Below are 23,923 nucleotides of genomic sequence, written 5' to 3' on the forward strand. Positions count from 1 at the left end.
ATTAATAAATAGCCGATATATAAAAAGGCGGTACGATTTTTTTCGTACCGCCTTTTTTAAATCTTTAATTCGCTTCCCAGTAAAGTTTGTTGAATTTACCGGCTGCCTATACTGTGCTTATTTTCCGTATTGAGCAATTAAATCCCTAACGTATTGCTTACAGCGCACTACCGCTTCTGAAAAATCACCATTACCGACACTTCCCATAGAATAGCGCAGCCAATAGCCATCAATTAGTGCTGCGGTTGACGCCGCGGCATGTTTAACCTGCTCGGGATGAAGTAGCTTGCGGTAACTAAACGCCAAATTGCGCTCTAAGCGTTTATGGTTAATGCATTGCAAGCGATGCAGGCCCTTGTTATGAAGTGACAGCGCCCAGAAATTAAACCACGTATTGGTTGCTGAACTAGCCCCTTGGGTTTGCGAAAAATTATTTTCGATAATGAAATCAATCCGCTCTAACGGATTGTCAATACGCTGTGTAATTTTTAGCGCATCGAGTAGGTGGCGCATAGTTGCTTCAATTAACCCTTGCTTGTCACCGAAATAGTGACTGATTATCCCTGAAGAAAGCCCTGCTCTTTTACTAATTAAGCTAATTGTTGTGCCGTGATAGCCCACTTCAGCCATCACTTCCAGCGTTGCTTCAATTAATTGTTTCTTACGAACTGGCTCCATTCCCACCTTGGGCATGCTACAACTCCAAACCTTAAATCTAAAAAAAATAACCTGCGACAGCGCTAAGCTGTCACAGGCATGATATCACGATTAAAAGGTTAGGCGTGCGTTGACTGCAACGGCGCGAGGAGCACCAATCCAAAATGCGCCAGGTGCTATGGTGGACGCATAGTCTTCATCAAACAGATTGTTTACTGTTAAACGAACCTCCAGTTCTTCAATACCTGGGCCAATGTTTTCAATGAAACCACCAATATAAAAATCACTAACAATGTAGTCATCGACTTGTGCGGCATTTTCAATGTCTAGGTAGCGGCTATCAACGTATTTGGTCGACAGGCCAGCAAAGTAGTTATCGCGCGCCCAGTCGAGGCTCACAACCGCCATTGTGTCAGGCGTACCGATAACGGTATTACCTTCAATAGCTACCAGCGATACTTCAGGGTTTTCCGCGTCGGCGATAGCAGCTTGGGCGTCGGCAAGGGTAGCGTACTGAGTACCTGAATTACCTACCGTTGCAACGTACTCCGATTCGCTCAAAGTAATAGAGGTAAACAACGAAAATTCTTCGGTTAGCATAACGTCGGCTGAAATTTCAAAACCGCTAGATTCAATACCGCCAACGTTTTTATAACCACCAGCGGCAGCCTCAAGAAAGTCTATTCCCTCAGATGTTTCGTTACTAGTAAATTGAATACGGTCGTTAAACTCAATATTGTAATAAGTCACGCTGGCATTAAAGCCCGGTGATGCGTAGCGGAAACCTACGTCAATATTGTCTGCCGTTTCAGGCTTTATAAAGCGTAAGTCAGTATCGTTGCGTTCCAGTTGCGCATCTTTTATTGCTGCAAAGTTCTCACCGTAACCTGCAAAGACTTCTAATCCTTCAAATGGCAATGGCGCTACTATACCGGCTGAGAAGAGCGTATCTGAATCAGTATTCACCGCTAAATTATTGGTTGAATCAAAGTTGTCGGTTTTCTCAATATCCACGTTAAACTTTTTTGCACCCGCGCGAATGCGAGCAAAGCCTAAATCAAGCTCGTCTTCCACATAATACATTAGCGTATCAACGGGGAATGTTCTGTCGTACTGCACCCAGTAAGGCACATTGTCATAATCTACGCTGATAGACGAATTTGTGATCTTGTGCCAGTCGCGAGACTCACCTCGTTCGTAGTCTTCCCACCAAATACCAAATCGTACAGTATTATCAAAATCACCAATTTTGGTGTACCACACTGCATCAGCATTTATACCAAAGCGCTCTTTATCATAGTGAGTGTGACGGTAAGAGCCCACTGGAATAGCACCTTGTTCATGGCAACCCGGATCATACTGTGCGCCTGCACCGCCATAAGGGAATGTAAGGGAGCTTTGGCAACCTTCAATTGGACTTAACTGATTGCCTTGTCTATCAACGAAGTAAATTTGTCCTAGTTCTTGCCCGCCGTAAACGGTGTTACCAACAACTAACTCAGAATGACCTTCTGCACCGTCATCAGTGATATCAACAAGATAAGGTGGAACCCACTCGCCGCGGCCTTCATTGTCGTGATAATAAACGTTGGTCATAAAATCAACTTGGCCAATGGTGAATTCAGCCTGTAAATAGGCGAATAAGTTCTCGCGTAATGTAGACCAGCCACGACGATACGCCTGATCTTGATAAGGGACACCTGTCCACTCGTCTGTTAACTGATCCCAGTCTGGGTTCTGTTCATATTGCGCCAACCCGTAAATGCGCTGGTAGTTATCTTCGTGAGTATCGTCATACGATAGGTAACCCGTAAGAGATACGTCATTAACGGTAGAAATAAACTTCATCGCTAGGTGGTCACGGGTATTCTCTGCTGCCTGCTGCATAAAGTCAGAGCTTTCTTGGCTTGAAAGGCTTATCCATGCGTAGGTATCTTTGAAAATTTCTCCTGTTTCATAACGCACATAGTATTTCGAAGCATCGAATGAGCCAGCAGTTACACTGGTCACCAGACCTTGATCCATTGACGGGTCAATAGTAGTGAAGTTTAAGGTTCCGCCTAGTGCTTCGTGTGAGCGTGAAGCAATATCTGCTGTACCTTGAGAGACTTCTACGCCTTTTACATTTTCGGTATCAATATAGCGGTTCGCTTTTGCACCACCGCCATAGTTTGAATTACCGTTAGCAATTCCGTCTACCGTCATGCCTATCTGCTGTTCGTTAAGGTTCACTTGGAATCCACGAATAACAATAGATGTTGACCAGTCATCAGCGCCAAAGGTATCGCCTTCGTTGATGAGTACACCTGGTAAATTATCCACCGCGGCTAGAACACTGCTAAGGTTTGCCTGCTGTTTAAACATATCGTCGCTCGTTGCGTTATTTGCGTAAGAAACGCTACGCCCCACAACGGTGATTTCTTCTATACGCTCTTCTTCTACACGTTCTGCTTCCTCTGCTAGTGCATATGAGGAAGCTGTCATCGCAGACATAGATGAAAGAGCAGCGAGTACTGCTATAGATAGTTTGTTACGTGATTTCATGTGTTTCCCAATGTAGTTATAAATTGTTTTCGCACTACTTTAGGGAGGGATTGTTACACTTACGTTAAGTTTAATTGAACAATCAATTAATTTAATAACTGTTTGATTTTTGTATTTTATAGCGCAAATTCGAGACTCGTTGTCTTTAAAATAGCAAATGTGCAATGACCGTTATTATGCTGCATGCACAAAAAAGCCCTCACTTAGGAGGGCTAAAAAGGGAAAGGTTTCTATTTACCTAGGAGTTACTTTAAGACTGCATTGCGGCTTGAAAGCTGGTGTTTTTGCTATCAGTCCCGGCTACTTGCTTTTCTGCATAAAGTAAGGCGTCGTGTAACGTTTCAAAGTTAGGTATACCTGGGTGCGCTTCGTTTACGCCCTCAAGCACTTTATTAATCTCAGCGTTGGCACCACAAATAACTAACTGACGACCAGCCGCTAGCGCATCTGAAGTAACCGTATCAACTGCCATAGCCGCCGACACATCCATTAAAGGAACACGAGAGAAGTCTAAAATAGTTACTTTAGAACCCGGTTTCACACGCTCTCGGACATGATGTCCCAAATCGGCTGCGGCGCCAAAGCTTAGGGGCCCACCAAAGCTAAAGATTGATACTTTATCTTTAAGCGACTCAAGTAATTCGTTTTCTTTAGGATCGTTTAACGACTCTGGAATTTTCTTAAGCTCTTCAATTTGCAGCTGCGCAATTTGTTTAACGTAGGCTAATGCTGCGAATACAACACCAACACCAACTGCCGTGATTAGGTCTACGAATACGGTAAGTGCAAGCACCATAATCATAAGGCCGAAGTCCCAGCGCGGGCCTTTGTGTGCGCGCTTCAGGTAGCTCCAGTCGATAATATCCAAGCCAACTTTAACCAAAATTCCCGCAAGTACTGCATGAGGAATTTGTGCCGCCAATGGGCTTAGACCTAATACGATTGCTAGTAGAACCAGCGCGTGAACCATACCTGAAATGTTGTATTTACCACCGCTGCGAATGTTAACAACCGTACGCATAGTTGCACCAGCACCCGCGATACCGCCAATAAGACCGGCAAAGGTGTTACCGATACCTTGGCCGATAAGCTCTTTGTTACTGTCGTGACGAGTACGAGTCATATTATCGGCAACAAGCGACGTTAGTAGACTATCTATAGCGCCTAAGACCGCAAGAATAAACGCCGCTTCAAGAATTAAAAGGGCTTTGCTTTGGTCAAACACTGGTAGATGCAGACTTGGTAAACCAGTAGGAATGTCGCCAAGAATTGGCACAGACAATGCCAAGCTTACGAGCGTACCTATGATAAGCGCAGCCAGCGCACCTGGCACGAATTTACCGAGTTGCGGTGGCCATTTGTACGCAATAACAAGCGTACCTAAACCAAGCGCAAGTGTGGCGAAGTTAATATCGGCAAGTGCCGTTGGCAGGTACGTCAACGCGCCAATCGTGCCACCTGGAGGCTCATGACCTAACAGTCTGCCTAATTGGAGGATGATGATTATAGCACCAATGCCCGACATAAAGCCTGAGATTACCGGATAGGGAACCAAGCGGATATATTGACCTACGCCAAGCACACCAAAAACAATTTGGAATATACCCGCCAATATCACCGCTGTGAATATAAGGCTGGCATCGCCAGAAAGACTTGCGAATAAGCCAGCAAGAACAACCACCATAGGTCCTGTAGGACCTGAAATTTGCGCAGGTGTTCCGCCAAACAGTGCAGCGAAAAAGCCAACAGCGATAGCACCGTATAAGCCAGCCATTGGGCCTAGTCCTGACGCCACACCAAGTGCGAGCGCCAGTGGTAAAGCAACAATACCGGCTGTTAAACCGCCGGTGAAATCGCCTCGTAGATTTGAAAGATTAATTTTTACCATAGTCTTAGACCTTATGCGCCGCGTGCTAATTGAGCTTCAGCAGTAGACTCATCCATAACATCAAACTCACCAGATTCAGTGTTATAGTACAATACTTCACCAGAACCAATATTATAAACCCAGCCGTGAAGTTTGACCTGCCCTGTGGCAATTTTTGCTGCAACAGAAGGGTGAGTGCGAAGATGCTGAATTTGTTGCACTACGTTTTCTTTTGTTACCGCTTCCAAATCTTCTAAAGATAGGTCTGAATGACCACAACGCTCTTTAACTACATCTGTTGCCACTCGGCAATGACCCAACCACTCTTTAACGTGCGGCAGCGCGCTAAGGCCTTCTGGGTTAATGGCGCCTTTCATTGCACCACAGTCTGTGTGACCACAAATAACAATGTGAGTAACGCCCAATGCAGCAACTGCAAATTCAATAGACGCTGTCATGCCACCTGTTTGGTTGCTGTGAGGAGGTACTATGTTACCCGCATTACGGCAGATAAAGAGTTCGCCTGGGTCTGTTTGAGTAACTAAGTTAGGGTCGATACGTGAGTCTGAACACGTGATGAAAAGCACTTCAGGATTTTGCCCGGTAGCTAGTTTCTGAAACGTAGCTTTTTTATTCGGATAAACTTCTTTCTGGAATTTAGCAACGCCTGAGATAACGTGATCCATTATAAACTCCCACTTTTTTTAATAATTGTAATGATTTTGTAATTACGCCAGTTTCACCTGATAGATTAATAGTTTAATATACTAACTCGCGATAGCTAAATGCTATCACAATAGAAAAGTCTCTAATAATAAGGTTAGTAAGAAAAGGCAAAATACACCATGCAATTTAACGGAAAAACGCCGTCAATTAACCAAATTCGCTACTTTGTGGCCGTAGCAAAATACTTAAGTTTCAGACAGGCTGCAGGAATCTTGGGGATTAGCCAACCAACGCTGACCAGCCAAATAAGTACTCTTGAAAACTTATTGGGAATAACACTTTTTGAGCGCTCACGCACCGGTACACTGTTATCTCCTCAGGGCAAAGCACTATTAGGTGCTGCGGAAGAAGTGTTGCAATCATCTCAGCGATTTTCTGAAATTGCCCGGGATTTATCAGAAGGTGAAGTTGTAACCTATAGACTTGGCATTCCCCCCACGCTTGGTCCCTATTTGCTACCATTTGTATTACCCGATCTGCACAAGCGTAAACCCGGTTTACGTTTTTATGTTCGAGAGGGAGCGCCTAACGCTCTTCAACATGGCTTACTAAGAGGTGAGTACGATCTTATTTTGTCTCCCTTGTCAGGAGAAAACTCACAATTAATTACACAGCCACTTTTTAACGAGCCCTTAAAATTTGTGACTCCATCAGACCATAAGCTAGCTGGGCAAGCCTATGTACGACCCGAAGAAATTACGGGCGAGAAAGTACTTACGCTAGAAGATAGGCACCACTTCCATCATCAGGTACAGCGAATTTGCGATGAAATAGGCGCAGATTTACAACGGGACTATGAAGGCACTAGTCTTGATACACTGCGCCAGATGGTGGTTATGGGAATGGGCGTTGCTTTTCTTCCTGGTTTATATATTCACTCTGAACTGCATAAGCCAGAAGCTCTACATGTATGCGAAATTGCAGAAATGCCCATTGAACGCCAGCATTCATTAGCCTGGAGGAACACGGCGCCAGGTAGAAAAACATTCAGGGAAATTTCAGTTATTATTAAAGAAATTATTGAAACCCGTCTTTGCGACGCCGTCACTATTGTGAATGACGCACCTACCCTTTCCCAAACTCGTTAATATCTTGGTGAACCGTTATGATTGATAGGCAACATTTACGCATAGTCAGAGCCATTGATGCTGAAGGCACTATGACTGAAGCGGCCAAGTCGCTGTTCCTCACTCAGTCGGCGTTAAGTCATGCAATGAAAAAACTAGAAGCGCACTTCGAAGTACCGCTATGGAAAAAAGAGGGCCGACGCTTAACGCTCACACAAGCTGGCGAAAGTGTACTTGGCTTAGCCCATCGTGTTTTACCTCAGTTTGAGCATACCGAAGCTCAGTTGCGAAGATTCGCTGACGGTAAACAGGGTATTTTACGCATTGGAATGGAATGCTACCCTTGTTTTGAATGGTTACTTAAAGTCGTTGCTCCCTTTTTAAAGGCGTTCCCAGATGTAGATGTTGATGTGCGTCGTGCTTTCTCATTTGGTGGTCTTCAAGCCCTTCATGGCTATGATATTGATATTTTGCTTACGCCCGACCCGCTATCTCTTGATACCATTACGTACACGCCCGTATTCGAATACGAACAAGTATTAGTAATGGGTAAGAATCATCCCTTGGTAGAAAAATCAATTGTGACGCCGAAGGATTTAAGCAATGAAACCCTTATTACCTATCCTGTAGAACTTAGTCGTTTAGACGTGTTTACACATTTTTTGACGCCTGCTAACTGCACGGTGAAGCAGCATAAGACGATTGAAACCACAGAGATCATTTTACAAATGGTCGCCGCAGGGCGCGGCATTACGGCTTTACCAAAGTGGTTGATTGATGAATCGAAAGAGCGAGAGTTATTGGAATATCGTTCTTTAGGGGAACAGGGCGTATCAAAAACCTTGTACTTAGGGCATAGGAAAGCACTAGATGCCTTAGGGTTTGTAGACGACTTTATTGCCCTTGCTCAAACCCACACACCCTAGTTTTTACGAACTTTTTTAAAATGCTTTTTAAACCTTTGACGTGCCAGTGAAACAAGCGGACCGCTTGCCATTAAAATTGGCAAGCGAAAATATTATAGTTTAAGGCGAACTGGCTTTTACTGCCTTAGCTATAGAAGCAAAGATAAGCAGTAGGCGTAGACACTTTTACGTCAAAAGAAGTATCGGCAGGTACGTTAAAGCTGGTGCCAGTAGCGAAAGACTGCCACTCATCACTTCCAGGTAGCTTAACAACTAGCTCTCCTTCTACCACTTTCATCAGCTCTTTTTGAGAAGTAGAAAATGTATATTCACCCGGTGACATTACGCCAGAGGTGCATGGGCCGTTTGCGGATTCAAACCCAATCGAGCTCACTTTGTTGTCGAAATAATGGTTTACTTTAAAGCTCATAGTTACTCCTTTGATTTGAGTGCTATTGCTCTTTGCTTTAACTTTTCGTAATGCAAATCGCTACAGCTCTGGTACTTATTTATCGCTTTTTCCAAATAAGCATATGGTTATTGGCGGGCATATCGATAATATCTTGCAAGCTTAATTCGCCTGCCCAAACGGTAAGATCGTTTATATCGCAGTAACCACCAAAGCCGCGCTCCAATAGAGAATTATGAAACGCTTGGTTACTGTCAGATGTAAACTTCCCATTGTGCGTGAAAGGGCCATACTGACAAAACACCCCACCCTTTGGTAAGTGCAACGCCACTGTCTCCATCAGTAGCTTCGCCTCGCTTTTTTGCATGATGTGTGCGGTGTTCGCCGTAAAAACACCATCTACGTCGAGGTTAGGAAAAACATCTTGCCCAACGGTGAATGCAACGGGTGGTTTCACATTATCTACGCTTGAATCACGCATCCACGCGGCAATTCCTTCGTGATAATGTGGTTGGTCGCTGGTGTGCCAAATAAGATGCGGTAAATGCTCAGCCAAAAACACGGCGTGCTGTCCTGTTCCGCTCCCTATTTCTAGTACCTGTTGGCAATTGGAAAATGTACGTTCAAGCACGCTCAAAATGGCGCGCTTGTTGTTCTCACAGGCCTGACTAAAAGGCTTTTCAATTGGCATTTTATTTACCTGCCTTGTCAGCATTAATCACTTAAGTTAGGACCAAGCCATTTTTCGGCTTCTTCTAGCGTCCATCCTTTACGGCTAGCGTAATCTTCGACTTGGTCGGCTTGAATTTTTGCGACCGCAAAATATTTAGCATCAGGATGGGCAAAGTACCAACCTGATACCGACGCCCCTGGCCACATTGCATAACTTTCGGTGAGTTTCATACCTGTGTGCTGCTCTACTGATAACAACTCCCAAATAAGCTGTTTTTCAGTATGCTCAGGACACGCAGCATAGCCTGGAGCTGGTCGAATGCCCTGATACTTTTCGCGTATCAGCTCTTCATTGCTGAGCGTCTCATCAGCGGCGTAGCCCCAGTAGTGCTTGCGTACTTGTTCGTGTAGATATTCTGCAAACGCTTCGGCAAGTCTATCTGCCACAGCCTTCACCATAATGCCGTTGTAGTCATCACCCGCTTGGATATAGCTATCGGCCAGTTCGTCTTCGCCGATGCCACCAGTGACCGCAAAAGCACCCACGTAATCATTAATACCACTGGCCTTTTCAGCCACGAAGTCTGCCAAACAATAGTTGGCAAATTTGTCTTTTAAAGTTTGCTGACGCAGATGGTGAGCGATACCGTGAACTTGGCCTCTCGACTCATCGCGGTAAATTTCAATATCGTCTTTAACGCGGTTAGCCGGAAACAAACCGATAACACCTTTTGCCTTAAGGGTATTGTCTTCGATAATTTTATCCAACATGGCGTTGGCATCGTCAAAGAGCGACTGTGCTTGTTCACCCACCACTTCATCTTCAAGTATACGAGGGTACTTGCCCGCTAACGACCAAGTTAAGAAGAATGGTGTCCAATCAATGTAGTTACGTAGGGTGGCTAAATCGGCAGTTACCGGTGTTACACCTAAGTTCGCAGGCTTAACAGGCGGTATTGTAAAATCTGGTTTAAAGGCGTTTTCTCTAGCTTTTGCTAACGTCACCGGCTTGCTGCGCGGCTTTTTACGGGCGTGTTGTTCACGTACTGTATCGTATTCTTTTGCGAGTTCTTGTGCATAAACATCGCGGGATGCTTTGTTCAGAAGGCGCTGACATACGCCTACGGCCCTACTTGCATTTGGCACATAGGCTACAGGCGCATGGTAATTTTGCTCTATTTTTACTGCGGTATGCGCTTTTGATGTAGTGGCTCCACCGATAAGTAGCGGCTTATCAAAACCCTGACGCTCCATTTCTTTGGCAACATGAACCATCTCGTCAAGCGAAGGCGTAATCAGCCCAGACAGACCAATCATGTCTACGTTTTCATCTTTGGCTGTTTGTAAAATTGTTGCCGCAGGCACCATCACACCAAGGTCGATAACTTCAAAGTTATTACACTGAAGTACCACGCCTACGATATTTTTACCGATATCGTGAACGTCGCCCTTTACCGTGGCTAGTAGAATTTTACCATTGCTTTTAGCATCGTCTGATTTTTCTTCTTCAATGAATGGCTGTAGGTGCGCTACCGCCTTTTTCATTACGCGAGCCGATTTTACTACCTGAGGAAGAAACATCTTACCTTCGCCAAATAAATCTCCCACCACGTTCATGCCATCCATTAATGGCCCTTCGATAACGTGTAGCGGACGCTCAGCTTTCTGACGCGCTTCTTCAGTATCGTCAATGATATAATCGGTGATCCCTTTAACCAGGGCATGCTCTAGGCGCTTGTTAACCTCTTGCTCGCGCCAGCTTAAATCTTCTTTAGCTGCAGCTTTACCGTCTCCTTGATAATTAGGAGCTATATCTAACAAGCGTTCAGTGGCATCATTTCTGCGATTCAATATGACATCTTCAACCGCATCGCGAAGCTCACTAGGTATTTCATCATAGACTTCTAGTTGACCGGCATTAACAATGGCCATATCCATGCCAGCACGAATAGCGTAATACAAAAATACCGAGTGCATGGCTTCACGCACTGGATTATTGCCTCTAAACGAAAAAGATATATTAGAAAGGCCACCGGAAATATGCGAGTACGGGCAAGTTTTTCGTATTTCACGGGTAGCTTCAATGAAATCTACCGCGTAATTATCGTGTTCCTCTATACCCGTTGCTACGGCAAAAATATTAGGGTCGAAGATAATATCTTCAGGCGGAAAACCGACTTCTTCAGTCAAAAGCTTGTAACTACGCTGACAAATTTCAACTTTACGGGCTTGTGTATCGGCCTGGCCAGTTTCGTCAAACGCCATAACTACAGTTGCAGCACCATAGCGCTTAATTAGCTTAGCTTGATTTAAGAAGAGTTCTTCCCCTTCTTTCAAGCTAATCGAGTTAACTATCGCTTTACCTTGAACACACTTAAGCCCGGCTTCGATAATTTCCCATTTAGACGAGTCGATCATAATGGGAACGCGGCTAATATCTGGCTCAGAGGCAATCAGATTTAAAAAGGTGATCATGGCCTGCTTTGAATCAAGCATGGCCTCATCCATATTGATATCGATGATTTGGGCACCGTTTTCTACCTGCTGTCTTGCGACATCAAGTGCGGTTTCATAATCACCTTCAAGAATAAGCCTTTTAAAGCGAGCGGAGCCTGTAACGTGGTGCGCTCACCGATATTGATAAATGTAGAAAATTCTGCGCTCATAATGCCCTCCTAGTGTACAAACGGCTCTAGGCCTGACAAACGCATTTTAGGTTCAAATACGGGTACTTTACGTGGCTCGATACCTTCAACCGCATTGGCAATATCGCGAATGTGCTCCGGGGTACTGCCGCAACAGCCACCTACGATATTCACTAGCCCTGACTGCGCCCACTCTTTGATGTGCTCGGCCATCTCTGGGCCTTCCATATCGTATTCACCAAATTCGTTAGGTAATCCTGCATTAGGATGTGCGGATATGAAGCACTCACTAACATTAGCCACTTCATCAACGTATTGACGCAATAAATCTGGACCCAGCGCGCAGTTTAAGCCGAACGAAAACGGGCTAATATGTCGCATTGAGTAATAAAATGCTTCAGCAGTTTGCCCTGATAAGGTTCTACCTGAAGCATCTGTAATAGTGCCTGACACCATAACGGGCAGCCATGTGCCCAGCTTTTCAAATATGGACTCTACCGCATAAGCTGCCGCTTTAGCATTTAACGTGTCAAATATAGTTTCAAGCATAATTAAATCTGCACCGCCCTCGATGAGCGCTTCAGTAGACTCACTATATGCTTCCACTAATTCATCAAACGTAACGTTTCGTTTACCTGGATCATTCACGTCAGGTGAAATTGAAGCGGTTCGGTTTGTTGGGCCTAACACACCGGCGACAAAACGGGGTTTATTTGGTGTTTTCGCTGTAAATTCATCCGCTGCTTTTCTGGCTAGCTTAGCCGCTGCTAAGTTGATATCCCGAGAGTAGGCCTGCATATCATAATCGGCCATGGCAATAGTGGTGGCATTGAAAGTGTTTGTTTCAATAATATCGGCACCAGCTTCAAAGTAATCACAATGAATATTATAAATAATATCGGGCTGAGTAAGGACCAACAAATCGTTGTTACCCTTAACGTCGCTATGCCAGTTGGCAAACTGCGTTCCGCGGTAATCTTCCTCTTCCAACTTGTGACGCTGGATCATCGTTCCCATTGCACCGTCTAATATGAGAATACGTTTTTTAGCGGCTTCTGTAAGCGTTGCCTGCGCGCTAGAATTTGGTCTTTGGCTCACGTGCTACCTCTTTGGCTGTGACTTTTCAGCAAGCTGACTTAAATCGTAAGGCGTAGTCTGATAGACATAATAATTCAGCCAATTTGTAAACAATAGGCTGCCGTGCGAGCGCCACTGTACAATAGGAGATTTGGCTGGATCATCCCCTTCAAAATAGTTTTTCGGCATTGCTGGTGTTTGACCGGCAGCAATGTCTCGTAAATATTCGTCCTTTAACGTGTCGGGATCGTATTCTGGATGCCCTGTTACAAATACCATCCGCTTATCTTCCGAGGCGACAATATACGCGCCTACGTCACTTGATTCAGCGACTACATTCAACCCATCGACACTGTTATAAAGCGACGTATCAATATGGCCATAACGAGAATGCGGCGCATAAAACGCTGGGTCAAAACCTCTTAACAGCTCGTTATTAGGATCGTTTACTTTGTGTTTAAACACACCCGAAAACTTTTCATTCCTAAGTTCTCGGGTAATGCCGTAAAAGTGATACATGGCGGCATGGGCAGCCCAACATAAATAAAGGGTCGAGTTTACATGACGCTGAGCCCACTCCAATATAGTGGTCATAGTTTCCCAATATTTCACTTCTTCATAATCAATAAGCGCTAAAGGTGCACCCGTGACAATGAGACCGTCATATTTCTTGTTCGCCACCGCTGAAAAGTCATGATAAAACGCATCCATGTGCGACTGAGGTGTATTTTTTGGCGCCTGGTTGTCTATGCGAATTAAGTCTACATTGATTTGCAGCGGTGTATTCGAGAGCAAGCGCAATAGCTGAGCTTCTGTCTCTATCTTATTCGGCATGAGATTGAGAATGCCTACTTCAAGCGGGCGGATATCCTGGTTAGCCGCCCTATCCATATCCATAGTAAAGATATTTTCACCTTGAAGTACATTCTGCGCGGGCAACTGCTCAGGAATACGAATTGGCATAGAGGGCTCCAGTGATAAGTTACAATACCTGTATTGTGTCTATTACTGTGAATATGTCAACATCTTTACGTCTAGACGTCTAAACGAAGTCTTAAGTGGAGGAGTTGTTTAAAGCTCTTATTATCAAAACATGTACTTGAGCTAATAACACTAACTGTGTTGCTTGTGCACCATAACAATCATTTCAGCTTCGGCACGAGGGATGTCACACGCTTCGATAATCTCTTCAATACTGGCGCCTTGCTTAACAAGGTCTGCCGCACGTTGGTAAAGACGTAAAGAAGGGTCTTGTAGCTTCAGTTCGCGAAGCTGATTTTCAATATCAGTTTGTTTTTCGTCTAGCTCTTTAAGGTGGCGAGTGATGACTAAGGTGCGTGCTTGAGCTTCGGTTTGTTGATTGTTTGCGTTTTTAGCAAGCGATTCAATTCGCGAAATAGCCTCTGCATTACTGTGTTCACTTTCGCTTAGAGTAATACGCAGCTGTTTGACATGCGAATACAGTAAACCTATCGCAGCGACAAGTATAAAGACTACAACACACAATATGAGTTCTAATAAGGTAGGTGCAGCAAGCTGCCAATCCATGGACATAACCCTTGGGGAAATGAAGGCAGTATTAAAACTCATACCGCCTATTCATTTATTTAGATACTGCTAAGCTCATCCCACTCTTCATCGCTTAGCAATTTATTCAGATCGACAAGAATAAGCAGTTCGCCATCGCGATTGCTAACGCCTTGGATAAACTTAGCACTCTCTTCAGTACCTACATTAGGGGCACTGTCGATCTCTGAGGACTTCAGATAAACCACTTCGGCTACACTATCGACCAAAATACCAACAACCTGCTCGTCAGACTCAATGATAACGATACGTGTATTATCGGTAATTTCTGTCGGCGGCAGCCCAAAGCGGGCGCGGGTATCAATAACGGTTACCACATTGCCACGCAAATTAATAATGCCTAAAACGTAGTCCGGGGCTCCAGGTACGGGCGCTATTTCGGTATAACGCAATACTTCTTGAACCTGCATTACGTTGATACCATATGTTTCTTCACCTAAGCGGTATGTAACCCATTGCAGGACTTCATCGTTGCTGTCGGTGGTATTACTGTTTGTTCTTTCGTCGCTCATGAACCTGGCTCCCAATACTATGGCGTCTGGTCGTTACTGCCTAAGCCTTTGTTAAGCATAGATATTAATTCTTCAACGTCAACTAACGCACACATTTTTTCTTTAACCATCCCCGCTAACCAGGGACGCTTACCTGTGGACTCGCGCCATTTGACATCATCGGTAGTCAAATTGACCGTATTTACAAGCTTTTCGCTTGCTAACCCCCACGCACTTTCCCCTAACATTATAAGATATCGGTAGTTAAGTGATTGTGCGAGGTTTTCGTCATATTTTTCTGGCATTACCCATTTTGCAGAGTCAACAACATTCAGTTTAGACTCTCTATGCAACATTACACCCATAAACCAGTCAGGTTTTCCAAATAAAGGGCCTATTTTTTCAATTTGGTGAATTCCACCTAGCGATGTCAACGGCACCGCAAGTGTAAGCCCTGCAACCTCAAAGAATAGCGCCTGAAAACGAAAACCGAGAGTATCCTTTAGTGGAACTTTTGTTTTTTCTTCGCGACTTAACGCATTTTTTTGTTCATTTTCTACTAAAGGTTCGGCGTCAGACTTTTGCTGTTCATCCTCAACCGTCTCTACTTTTTGCGTTTCAATTAACGATGTAATCTTTTCCGCTATCGCCTCTTGCTCATTCAATAGTGGCTCATTTTCACTTGCGGTTGAAGCGAGCGTTGTTTCAGCCATCTTCTGCGAAGCCTGTTCGAGCAATTTTGCCGTGCGCGCAGTTACATCTTCCGGTGCTTCTGGCTCTTTGAGAAGGCTATCTAAATATGCCTCCATCACTTCTTCACGGGCAAATGGCGATTGCTTGCTCATGGTCTTATTATTTCTCCAGTACGGCTAACAGTTTTTCATAGGCTTTAACACCTCTCGTTTTTGGATACGCAGCAGAGATGGGCAGTTGAACCAAACTTGCATCTCTAAAGTGAGTATCAACGGGAATTACACCTTCCCATACGCGTTCACCATAGTCATTCATTAATCGTTTTCTTGACGCCAACGCGGCGTTTGTGCGCTTATCAAACATAGTTGGAATAATCAGGGTGTCAAAGGACTTATTTAGCGAGCGCCCCATTATTTCCATAGTTCGAATCATTCTATCTAAGCCTTTAAGCGCCAAATATTCTGTCTGAGTCGGAACAATAACCTTGTCACATGCCGCTAGCGCATTAACCATTAATACCCCCAAAACAGGGGGGCAGTCGATAATAGCAAAATCGAATTCACCGGATATTTTGGCTAGTGCCTTTTTTAGCACTAAACCCATACCTTGTTCGCTTCCCATGGTTCTGTCTAAAGTAGCCAAGGCCATAGTTGCTGGTAGCACGTATAAACTGTCGAGCTTTGTAGGACTTAAACAGTCCATTACGTTATCGGCAGTCATCTCATTAGACTTAATAAAAATGTCGTAAACAGAATGACTTGTCGCTTCTGCATCAATGCCGAAATAGTAACTAAGCGATGCGTGAGGATCAGTATCAATCATGAGCACTCGCTTGCCCTTTTGAGCCAGCAAGCCGCCGAGGCTTACAGTTGTAGTAGTTTTACCTACTCCGCCTTTTTGATTTGCTACAGTCCATACTTTCATAATTGCTGTTCCATTACTGTTCAAACTACTACCGCATTTCGGTTTGAACGCAACTGCTCATATCATCAATATTGATACTTTTGCTAGATATATTGGCTGCGGCAACAGCTTGGGGCATACCGTAAACTACACAGGAATCTTGATCTTGCGCCCAAATAGTCGCGCCTTTATCTTTGAGTAGACGACAACCCTCTCTACCGTCAGCCCCCATGCCCGTTAAGATGATACCAAGCACATCTCCCCCGTAAACTGCAGCGAGCGACTTAAACGTTAAATCTACACTTGGTTTATAACTCACTTTATCAGCTTGACTTGCGTCTACAATGGAAATTCGCTTGTCACTACCGATAGATTCAAGCAGCATTTGCTTACCACCGGGCGCGAGGTAGGCGTGTCCACGCTTTACAATATCGCCATGCTCTGCTTCCTTCACTTTGATTTTGCAATTGCTGTCTAAACGCTGTGCAAATGCGGTAGTAAAGGTTCCAGGCATGTGCTGTACAAGTAAAATCGGATAAGAAAATTCTGCAGGTAGCGCGCAGAGCACTTTTTGAAGTGCAACGGGCCCCCCCGTAGATGCTCCAATAGCTAAACACTTATACTGTTTACCCGTTGCTCTTACGGACGAAACGGTAGGTTGTTTTGCAGCGTCTTTATGCCCAGAAAGTAAACTAGATGTTTTGAAAAAAGCTTGTTTAGGCGCGTTTTCGGGAAGTTTTCTAGCCTCTACTGTGCGAAAAGAAGGGCGCTTCAAGCCCAACCCTCTTCGCGCTATTAATCTCACTTTAGTACAAAGTAACCGCGAAGCGTCTTTTCTGTCTTGGGCTATATCTTCGAATTTCTTTGGCAAAAAGTCGAGCGCGCCAGCTTCTAGCGCATCCAACGTGGCCTGCGCGCCGTGATGCGTTAACGAAGAAAACATCAAAATAGGTGTGGGACGTTTGTCCATGATGGCCTTAACGGCTGAAATACCATCCATAACGGGCATTTCAACGTCCATGGTTATCACATCTGGTTTGAGTACTTCAGCTTTCTCTAATGCATCACGCCCATTTCTCGCTTCACCAACAACTTCAAGTTCTCTATCACCGTCGAGTATTTCTCTTACTCGGCGTCGATAAAAGGTCGAGTCGTCCACAACTAGGACTTTAAAGACCATGGATTATCATTCCTATGAATTCATCGCCTTACTTAATGGATTTACGCGCGTACCGTTTTAGCAGGCTCGGAATATCTAAAATTAGTGCAATTCCACCATCTGACGTAATCGTTGCCCCCGCCATACCGGCCGTACCCTGCAACAATGCATCTAGCGGTTTAATTACCACTTCTTCTTGACCTATCAGCGCGTCTACTACGAAACCAACCTGTTGTGTACCAATTTGTACAACAACCACGTGCCCCTTTTCTCTATTGATGTTTTTAGGGCCACGAATTAGCCATTCGCCAAGGAAGAACAATGGAATTGCTTTTGAACGAACTATCATTGTTAGTTGGCCATCGACCGTATTGGTCTTTTTGATGTCCATGTTTATTATTTCGTTCACCGCACCCAATGGTAACGCAAAGGTCTGTTTTCCTACAACAATCATTAATGTTGGTAGAATCGCTAGCGTCAATGGTACTTTAATATCTAGTCGCGTGCCTTTCCCTAAATGCGAATCGATATTAATCGTGCCGTTGAGTTGGTTAATTTTGGTTTTAACCACATCCATACCCACACCACGACCAGAAATATCGCTAATTTCGGTCTTAGTAGAAAAGCCTGGTGCAAATATAAGGTTGAACGCTTCTACGTCAGACATACGCGCAGCTGCATCTGCATCCAGAACACCACGGCTAATAGCAATTTCTTTTAGCTTTTCCGCATCCATTCCCTTACCATCATCTTCGATAGTAAGCAGGATATGATCACCTTCTTGAGACGCTGAAAGCTGGACCGTACCCATGCGAGGCTTGCCTACCGCTGCACGGTCATCAGGCATTTCTATCCCGTGGTCAACGGAGTTTCTCACCAAATGCACAAGCGGGTCAGCTAGTGCTTCAACGAGGTTTTTATCTAAATCGGTTTCTTCACCAACAAGCTCTAGAGTAATTTCTTTCTTTAAGCTTCTAGCTAAGTCACGAACAACGCGAGGGAATCGGCCGAAAACCTTTTTGATGGGCTGCATACGGGTTTTCATTACCGCACCTTGCAAGTCCCCGGTCACTACGTCCAAATTAGCAATAGCTTTTGACATGCTTTCGTCGTTGCTATTAATACCTAAGCTAATAAGCCTATTTCTAACTAAAACTAACTCGCCCACCATGTTCATGATTTGATCTAGGCGTTTGGTGTCTACACGTACTGTTGTCTCAGCAGGAGGAGCCGCTGGCGTCGCTTTCTTATCATCTTTCTTAGGCGTAGCTTTTGGCGCAGCTGGTGCGCTTGCTTTAGCAGGGCTTGCAGCACTAGGAGTAGGCGTGGCTTTAGTGTCACCTGACGCAGCTTGCTTTGCTTTTTGAACCGCTTCGGTCGCTGCTTTATCTACAGGAGGTTCAGGAGCTTTTGCAACAGCACCTTGTTTAGTGGGCCCTTGACCAGAACCATGCAGTTGATCGAGCAAAGCTTCAAATTCATCATCGCTTATTTCTTCATCACCTGAACCACTCGCAGGTTCAGATGTCGGCGCAGGTGCCACGACGCTTTTCTCTTCACCCCCGAACTTACCTTTTCCATGCAAGTCGTCCAGCAGTGCTTCGAATTCGTCATCAGTAATATCATCGCTATCTGAAGAGGATGCTTGCGCAGCAGTTTTAGTTGGTTCACTTTTAGGTGAAGCTGTCTGCCCTGGGGCACTAGAACCATGAAGCTCATCAAGAAGTGCTTCAAATTCATCTTCAGAAATTTCATCTATACCACCGCTACTGTCACTTGTACTTGGTGCTTGTGCAGCAGGTTCGTCCACGACTAATTCTGGTTCTTCAACTACGGGGTCTGGCGCTGGCGCGCTCTGTTCACCAAAAATATTTTCATCTGGAGACTCTGGGCGACTGAGTTTGTGTAACACTTCGACTAAATTCGCATCTGCAGGCTCTAATGGTTGACTAGCTTTCACTCGTTCAAACATTTCAACCACTACATCAGTGGCCTGCAAAATGATATCCATTAGTTCAGGTGTTAGCGTCCGTTGACCGTTGCGCATGACGTCAAAAACGTTTTCTGCACCGTGACAAATTTCAACTAACTCAGTAAGAGAAAGGAAGCCAGCTCCCCCTTTTACTGTGTGATAGCCACGGAATATTGCGTTTAGCAAGTCCGCGTCTTCAGGATTGTTCTCAAGATCAACGAGCTGTTCTTGTAATTGTTCAAGTATCTCTCCAGCCTCAACTAGAAAGTCCTGTAATATATCCTCGTCAACATCAAACGACATGCGCCCGCTCCCCTAAAAACCTAAGCTAGACAAAAGGTCATCTACATCATCTTGACCTGAAACGACATCATCACGTTTATCAGCGTCAATGATTGGACCTTCCGCCTCTACACCATCAACCTTATCGGCCTTATCGCTAGATGGTTTAGTTTGTTCTACACCGTCACGTTCACCAAACATGGTAAGCATGTTTACAAGGTTCTCTTCTACCTCTTTAACGAGGTCGATAACGCGACGAATAACCTGCCCCGTCAAGTCTTGATAACCTTGAGCCATCAAAACTTCGGTGAGCAATTGTGTAAGTTTAGCTGATTGAAGCGAACCGTCTTCCAACAATTCGTCTAAGTCTGCACATAAAACCTTGAATTCACCCAGTTCAATTTGGCGGTTCATCAGTTTTTTCCACTCCGGCATTACCTTTTCGATCCGCTCCGATAGCATTTCGGCTATCGGCATGCTTGCCTCGACGGCATCCATAGTAGTATTAGCAGCTTTTTCAGTTTCTTCAATTACGTAGGTAAGGCGGGTCTGAGCATCCGGAATATCATCTGTAGCTAGATTTTTGATGCGGTCGTCTATTTGGAAATTATTCAACGCGTCGTGGAGTTGACGCGTCAACTTTCCTACTTCAGCAAACAACTCAACGTTTTCTTTCATTGAGACGGCTTCAAGTAGTGCGTTAGCTGAAGTCTTGTCGCCTTCTTCAAGAAAAGCGACAAGCTGTTTTGCTTCTTCTAACGATATTGGAACGTTTACATTCGTTGACATCCAGTAAACCTCATTTATCTGGTGAGCGTCTGGATCAACCTAAACGTTCGAATATTTTATCTAGTTTTTCTTTTAGCGTCGCTGCCGTAAACGGTTTAACAACATAGCCGTTTACGCCTGCTTGTGCGGCCGCAACAATTTGTTCCTTCTTCGCTTCTGCAGTAACCATAAGAACAGGTAAATGCTTAAGCTTATCGTCTGCCCTAATTGCGCGAAGCAAATCGATACCCTGCATCCCAGGCATATTCCAGTCGGTAACAACAAAGTCGAAATCGCCTTGTTGTAACATAGGTAATGCAGTGCTTCCGTCATCCGCTTCCTGGATATTGGCAAAACCCAAATCTTTAAGCAGGTTTTTGATGATTCGTCTCATGGTTGAAAAGTCATCGACCACGAGAATTTTCATGCTTTTGTCCAAAATAGCCTCCACTGAGGGGTTAATTGTTATTAATTTCTATTCTTCGTCAGCTTGCCACGACTTCATTCGTGATTTGAGTTTTAACATGGCTTGACTATGAATTTGACTGACTCTCGACTCACTTACGTCAAGAACTTCACCAATTTCTCTTAAGTTTAGTTCTTCATCGTAATAAAGTGAAAGTACAATCGCTTCTCGCTCTGGTAATGTCGTAATTGCATGGGCTAGCGCTTTTTGAAAAGCGCCCTGCATCAAATCTTCTAACGGTGCGTCACTGCCTCTACTTTGTTCGGTAGTGATAACATCTTCCGACACACCTAAATCTTCAATACCTACCAGCTTTCCAGCATTAACCTCATTAAGCATTTGGTGATAGTCCTGCAAGCTTACGTTCAGCTTGTCAGCAATATCAGAATCTCGTGCATCTCGCCCTGTCTCGCCCTCTACTTGAGAAATCGCTTCTGTTATAGCGCGACCGTTCCGATGAACGGAACGTGGCGTCCAATCGCCTTTACGTATTTCATCAAGCATAGCACCGCGAATACGGATGCCTGCAAAAGTTTCAAAACTCGCGCCTTTAGAGCCGTCAAAGTTCCGTGCGGCTTCAAGTAAACCAATCATGCCTGATTGAATAAGATCATCGACAAGTACACTTGCAGGCAGTCGTGCAATCAAATGATGCGCAATACGCTTAACCAGAGGCGCATGTCTCTCGACTAACTGCGATTTATCTGTTTGTTGTTGATAAGCGGCTGCCTTGCTGTTCAACGCTGACTTCCTACGGCTTTTTCTGCAACTAATTGTTCAATGAAAAACTCTAAATGACCACCAGGCTGAGCTGGAATAGGCCAAGTAAGCGCTCTGCTTGCTAGCTTTGTTATCGCTACAGCTGCTGGTGAGCCCGGAAAGGCATCAACAATGGCTGTTTGCTTGCGAACCGCTTTACGAATATTTTCATCAAATGGTACGGTTGCGACTAATTCTAGTGCAACATCGAGAAAACGCCCTGTCACTTTGCTCAATTTGCTAAATAATTCCTGCCCTTCTCGCACATCGCGAACCATATTGGCCACAACTTTAAAGCGAAAAACACCGTGTTCGCGGTTGAGAATTTTTATAAGAGCGTAAGCATCTGTTAGCGACGTTGGCTCATCACAAACAACAACCATGATATCTTGAGATGCTTTAGAAAAGCTCAACACCATATCTGAAATGCCAGCAGCGGTGTCGACAATTAACACGTCTATTTGAGAACGCAACTCACTGAACGCTCTAATCAGGCCAGCGTGTTGCGTTGGCGAAAGTTCTGCCATCGACTGCGTACCTGATGTGGCAGGCGCAATCTTGATGCCGTGGGGGCCGGTCACTAAAACCTCATCTAACGTGCATTCACCAGAAAGCACATGAGATAAGTTCTTCTCAACCCGCAGACCTAACATCACGTCTACGTTAGCTAGGCCAAGATCCGCATCAAGAACCATTACACGCTTACCTTGCTTCGCCATAGCGATAGCAGTGTTAAGTGTAATATTTGTTTTACCTACGCCACCTTTACCACCGGTGACGGCGATTACTTTGATTAACCGTGATTGCTTCATTTTTCTTAAGCTACTCGCTTGATCGTCAATCATACTGCTTATGCTGTTTTAATTGCGTTGTTACTACTAGTATGATTCAAACCGTACTTTTTATAAAGCTTTGCAGCAGCGGAAACTAAAGATTTCGCCTCTGCAATCTTAATGTCTTCAGGTACTTTTTGACCATCGGTGACATAACTAACCGGCAGTTGGTATTCAACCGCTGCACTAAGTACCTCTCCTAGAGAGTAGCACTCATCTAACTTTGTGAAAATACAGCCACTTAGTTCAATATCATCATACGCTTGAATGATTCTCTGCAATGCAGGATATTGCGTATTGGCTTGAGCTACCAAATATTTTTTAACTTTTGGCATTTGGCCATTGTCGAATTGCTTAATTTGCTTAATTAATCGACTATCGCGCTGACTAAAGCCTGCTGTATCTATCAATACTAGTCGCTTATGACGAAGTTGAAATAATAAATCTGCAAGTTCTTCACTAGTTTGCGCTTTTCGAACTGTACAGCCAATAATTTTTCCGTATGTTGCTAGCTGCTCATAGGCTGCAATTCTATACGTATCAATGGTTATCATAGCCACCGATTCAGCGCCGTATTTCTGCGCGTAGCGGGCAGCTAACTTGGCAACCGTGGTCGTTTTACCCGTACCGGTAGGCCCTACTAATGCAACAGCGCCTTGTGCAGTAAGTATATCGTTTCCTGTTACATTTATGCGATTAGCCAATAGGTTAAGAAGATATACCCATGCGTCGCGTTCGTTGTATTGAGTGGGTGTGTAACTAATAAGCTGGTTTGCTAATGTACTACTTAGCCCCATACCGGTTAATCGCGTAACTAGATATTGATGAACAGGTTTTTGACGCTTAGTCTTTGCTTCCATCAAGTCAGCCACTTGATACTGTAGTACATCGCGAAGCGAAGCTAACTCTTCTTTTATTTGAGCAAGCTCTGCCGATTGCGATTCAGGCGTATCGCCCATGCTCGACGCTTGATGTTCTGGAAAAGTCGGTTGTTGAAGGTTATCTTGTACAGACGATTGAGTTTCTATATCGTCGATAAACGACTCTGAAAAATCTAGATGTGATGCAATTTCGTTAGCATGTTTGGCATTTGCTGAAATAGGTTGTGCAGAATCTGCTGCTTGCCTATTTCCACCGTGCTGTTTTTCTAGCAATGCCTTTAAACTGTCAGGGCCATCGTCGCCAATAATCTCGCTTAAGCTAGGTACAGCCTTTTGGCCAGGTGTTTTAGCAGCGGCTTGTGGAGAAGGCTTAGGCGTGAAAAGCTTAGCTTCCGGCTCTTTGTCGTAGGCCGCTACAAGCTCGATGCCGTCAGCAACTTTGCGATTTGACATGATCACAGCATCACTGCCCAACTCAGCTTTAACTTGGCTTAGCGCCTCACGCATATCTTTGCCGAAGAAACGTCTAATTTTCATTGCAACCTCTCCAATCACCCAGT

General features: G+C 44.6%; 21 protein-coding genes and 1 pseudogene. 2 read left to right on the top strand and 20 right to left on the bottom strand.

Annotated elements, in window-relative coordinates; genetic code table 11:
* Nucleotides 1-117: 117 nt before the first annotated feature.
* From betI to KL866_RS05240, 4 genes are all read right to left on the bottom strand, one after another.
* Nucleotides 118-693, bottom strand: coding sequence for a transcriptional regulator BetI (gene betI, locus KL866_RS05225; RefSeq protein ID WP_285801303.1), 576 nt, complete (start codon nucleotides 691-693; stop codon nucleotides 118-120).
* 75 nt (nucleotides 694-768) lie between these two features.
* Nucleotides 769-3,201, bottom strand: coding sequence for a TonB-dependent receptor domain-containing protein (locus tag KL866_RS05230; RefSeq protein ID WP_214993840.1), 2,433 nt, complete (start codon nucleotides 3,199-3,201; stop codon nucleotides 769-771).
* A gap of 250 nt (nucleotides 3,202-3,451) precedes the next feature.
* Complete coding sequence (locus KL866_RS05235; RefSeq protein ID WP_214993842.1) at nucleotides 3,452-5,089, bottom strand: SulP family inorganic anion transporter; 1,638 nt, start codon at nucleotides 5,087-5,089, stop codon at nucleotides 3,452-3,454.
* Nucleotides 5,090-5,100: 11 nt separating this feature from the next.
* Nucleotides 5,101-5,754 carry a carbonic anhydrase gene (locus tag KL866_RS05240; protein ID WP_025254398.1) on the bottom strand — a complete coding sequence of 218 codons (654 nt, stop codon included), beginning with the start codon at nucleotides 5,752-5,754 and terminating at the stop codon, nucleotides 5,101-5,103.
* 159 nt (nucleotides 5,755-5,913) lie between these two features.
* Between KL866_RS05240 and KL866_RS05245 the strand changes: the two genes are divergently transcribed.
* Entirely contained in the window at nucleotides 5,914-6,882 is a 969-nt protein-coding gene (locus KL866_RS05245) for a hydrogen peroxide-inducible genes activator (protein WP_025254397.1), read from the top strand.
* Nucleotides 6,883-6,899: 17 nt separating this feature from the next.
* Nucleotides 6,900-7,787 (top strand): LysR family transcriptional regulator, encoded by an 888-nt coding sequence (locus KL866_RS05250; protein ID WP_029661345.1) that lies wholly within the window; start codon nucleotides 6,900-6,902, stop codon nucleotides 7,785-7,787.
* Between the two features lie 124 nt (nucleotides 7,788-7,911).
* Here KL866_RS05250 and KL866_RS05255 read toward each other — a convergent pair whose 3' ends face one another.
* The 16 genes and pseudogenes from KL866_RS05255 to flhF all read right to left on the bottom strand — a co-directional run bounded on the left by KL866_RS05255 (nucleotide 7,912) and on the right by flhF (nucleotide 23,900).
* Nucleotides 7,912-8,196, bottom strand: a complete 285-nt coding sequence (locus KL866_RS05255; protein ID WP_025254395.1) for a pyrimidine/purine nucleoside phosphorylase — start codon at nucleotides 8,194-8,196, stop codon at nucleotides 7,912-7,914.
* Between the two features lie 79 nt (nucleotides 8,197-8,275).
* Nucleotides 8,276-8,866 carry a DUF938 domain-containing protein gene (locus KL866_RS05260; protein ID WP_025254394.1) on the bottom strand — a complete coding sequence of 197 codons (591 nt, stop codon included), beginning with the start codon at nucleotides 8,864-8,866 and terminating at the stop codon, nucleotides 8,276-8,278.
* Between the two features lie 23 nt (nucleotides 8,867-8,889).
* Nucleotides 8,890-11,513: pseudogene (gene metH, locus KL866_RS05265) on the bottom strand (methionine synthase).
* A 9-nt stretch (nucleotides 11,514-11,522) separates the two neighbouring features.
* Complete coding sequence (locus KL866_RS05270; protein ID WP_025254392.1) at nucleotides 11,523-12,590, bottom strand: homocysteine S-methyltransferase family protein; 1,068 nt, start codon at nucleotides 12,588-12,590, stop codon at nucleotides 11,523-11,525.
* A gap of 3 nt (nucleotides 12,591-12,593) precedes the next feature.
* A complete protein-coding gene (metA, locus tag KL866_RS05275; protein WP_214993844.1) occupies nucleotides 12,594-13,532 on the bottom strand; it encodes a homoserine O-succinyltransferase in 939 nt (312 codons plus the stop codon).
* Between the two features lie 150 nt (nucleotides 13,533-13,682).
* Nucleotides 13,683-14,159: a DUF2802 domain-containing protein gene (locus KL866_RS05280; RefSeq protein ID WP_251139857.1), complete on the bottom strand. Its 477-nt coding sequence runs from the start codon at nucleotides 14,157-14,159 to the stop codon at nucleotides 13,683-13,685.
* Nucleotides 14,160-14,176: 17 nt separating this feature from the next.
* On the bottom strand, nucleotides 14,177-14,668 hold the full coding sequence (locus tag KL866_RS05285; protein WP_025254389.1) for a chemotaxis protein CheW: 492 nt from the start codon (nucleotides 14,666-14,668) through the stop codon (nucleotides 14,177-14,179).
* Between the two features lie 17 nt (nucleotides 14,669-14,685).
* Nucleotides 14,686-15,492: a chemotaxis protein CheW gene (locus KL866_RS05290; protein ID WP_025254388.1), complete on the bottom strand. Its 807-nt coding sequence runs from the start codon at nucleotides 15,490-15,492 to the stop codon at nucleotides 14,686-14,688.
* Nucleotides 15,493-15,499: 7 nt separating this feature from the next.
* On the bottom strand, nucleotides 15,500-16,264 hold the full coding sequence (locus KL866_RS05295) for a ParA family protein (RefSeq protein ID WP_025254387.1): 765 nt from the start codon (nucleotides 16,262-16,264) through the stop codon (nucleotides 15,500-15,502).
* 28 nt (nucleotides 16,265-16,292) lie between these two features.
* On the bottom strand, nucleotides 16,293-17,423 hold the full coding sequence (locus tag KL866_RS05300) for a chemotaxis response regulator protein-glutamate methylesterase (RefSeq protein WP_025254386.1): 1,131 nt from the start codon (nucleotides 17,421-17,423) through the stop codon (nucleotides 16,293-16,295).
* Nucleotides 17,424-17,451: 28 nt separating this feature from the next.
* The gene (locus KL866_RS05305) at nucleotides 17,452-19,677 is read right to left on the bottom strand and encodes a chemotaxis protein CheA (RefSeq protein ID WP_214993845.1); all 2,226 of its coding nucleotides are present in this window, start codon (nucleotides 19,675-19,677) and stop codon (nucleotides 17,452-17,454) included.
* A gap of 12 nt (nucleotides 19,678-19,689) precedes the next feature.
* The gene (locus tag KL866_RS05310; protein ID WP_025254384.1) at nucleotides 19,690-20,445 is read right to left on the bottom strand and encodes a protein phosphatase CheZ; all 756 of its coding nucleotides are present in this window, start codon (nucleotides 20,443-20,445) and stop codon (nucleotides 19,690-19,692) included.
* 34 nt (nucleotides 20,446-20,479) lie between these two features.
* Nucleotides 20,480-20,863, bottom strand: a complete 384-nt coding sequence (cheY, locus tag KL866_RS05315) for a chemotaxis response regulator CheY (RefSeq protein ID WP_025254383.1) — start codon at nucleotides 20,861-20,863, stop codon at nucleotides 20,480-20,482.
* A gap of 36 nt (nucleotides 20,864-20,899) precedes the next feature.
* Nucleotides 20,900-21,631: an RNA polymerase sigma factor FliA gene (locus KL866_RS05320; protein WP_025254382.1), complete on the bottom strand. Its 732-nt coding sequence runs from the start codon at nucleotides 21,629-21,631 to the stop codon at nucleotides 20,900-20,902.
* Nucleotides 21,628-22,494 carry a MinD/ParA family protein gene (locus KL866_RS05325; RefSeq protein ID WP_025254381.1) on the bottom strand — a complete coding sequence of 289 codons (867 nt, stop codon included), beginning with the start codon at nucleotides 22,492-22,494 and terminating at the stop codon, nucleotides 21,628-21,630. Before KL866_RS05325 ends, KL866_RS05320 begins: the two co-directional genes overlap by 4 nt.
* 5 nt (nucleotides 22,495-22,499) lie before the next feature.
* Complete coding sequence (flhF, locus tag KL866_RS05330; protein WP_025254380.1) at nucleotides 22,500-23,900, bottom strand: flagellar biosynthesis protein FlhF; 1,401 nt, start codon at nucleotides 23,898-23,900, stop codon at nucleotides 22,500-22,502.
* Nucleotides 23,901-23,923: the final 23 nt, after the last annotated feature.

Origin of the sequence: Alteromonas sp. ALT199 (assembly GCF_018619335.1) — a bacterium.
Lineage (GTDB): Bacteria > Pseudomonadota > Gammaproteobacteria > Enterobacterales > Alteromonadaceae > Alteromonas.

Bases quoted from the DNA above. Each gene is read 5' to 3' on its own strand.
- KL866_RS05300 (WP_025254386.1), bottom strand. From the start codon at position 17,423: ATGGTCTTTAAAGTCCTAGTTGTGGACGACTCGACCTTTTATCGACGC.
- KL866_RS05305 (WP_214993845.1), bottom strand. From the start codon at position 19,677: ATGTCGTTTGATGTTGACGAGGATATATTACAGGACTTTCTAGTTGAG.
- metA (WP_214993844.1), bottom strand. From the start codon at position 13,532: ATGCCAATTCGTATTCCTGAGCAGTTGCCCGCGCAGAATGTACTTCAA.
- KL866_RS05285 (WP_025254389.1), bottom strand. From the start codon at position 14,668: ATGAGCGACGAAAGAACAAACAGTAATACCACCGACAGCAACGATGAA.
- flhF (WP_025254380.1), bottom strand. From the start codon at position 23,900: ATGAAAATTAGACGTTTCTTCGGCAAAGATATGCGTGAGGCGCTAAGC.
- KL866_RS05295 (WP_025254387.1), bottom strand. From the start codon at position 16,264: ATGAAAGTATGGACTGTAGCAAATCAAAAAGGCGGAGTAGGTAAAACT.
- KL866_RS05245 (WP_025254397.1), top strand. From the start codon at position 5,914: ATGCAATTTAACGGAAAAACGCCGTCAATTAACCAAATTCGCTACTTT.
- KL866_RS05280 (WP_251139857.1), bottom strand. From the start codon at position 14,159: ATGAGTTTTAATACTGCCTTCATTTCCCCAAGGGTTATGTCCATGGAT.
- KL866_RS05230 (WP_214993840.1), bottom strand. From the start codon at position 3,201: ATGAAATCACGTAACAAACTATCTATAGCAGTACTCGCTGCTCTTTCA.
- KL866_RS05325 (WP_025254381.1), bottom strand. From the start codon at position 22,494: ATGATTGACGATCAAGCGAGTAGCTTAAGAAAAATGAAGCAATCACGG.
- betI (WP_285801303.1), bottom strand. From the start codon at position 693: ATGCCCAAGGTGGGAATGGAGCCAGTTCGTAAGAAACAATTAATTGAA.
- KL866_RS05255 (WP_025254395.1), bottom strand. From the start codon at position 8,196: ATGAGCTTTAAAGTAAACCATTATTTCGACAACAAAGTGAGCTCGATT.
- KL866_RS05235 (WP_214993842.1), bottom strand. From the start codon at position 5,089: ATGGTAAAAATTAATCTTTCAAATCTACGAGGCGATTTCACCGGCGGT.
- KL866_RS05290 (WP_025254388.1), bottom strand. From the start codon at position 15,492: ATGAGCAAGCAATCGCCATTTGCCCGTGAAGAAGTGATGGAGGCATAT.
- KL866_RS05250 (WP_029661345.1), top strand. From the start codon at position 6,900: ATGATTGATAGGCAACATTTACGCATAGTCAGAGCCATTGATGCTGAA.
- KL866_RS05260 (WP_025254394.1), bottom strand. From the start codon at position 8,866: ATGCCAATTGAAAAGCCTTTTAGTCAGGCCTGTGAGAACAACAAGCGC.
- KL866_RS05310 (WP_025254384.1), bottom strand. From the start codon at position 20,445: ATGTCAACGAATGTAAACGTTCCAATATCGTTAGAAGAAGCAAAACAG.
- KL866_RS05240 (WP_025254398.1), bottom strand. From the start codon at position 5,754: ATGGATCACGTTATCTCAGGCGTTGCTAAATTCCAGAAAGAAGTTTAT.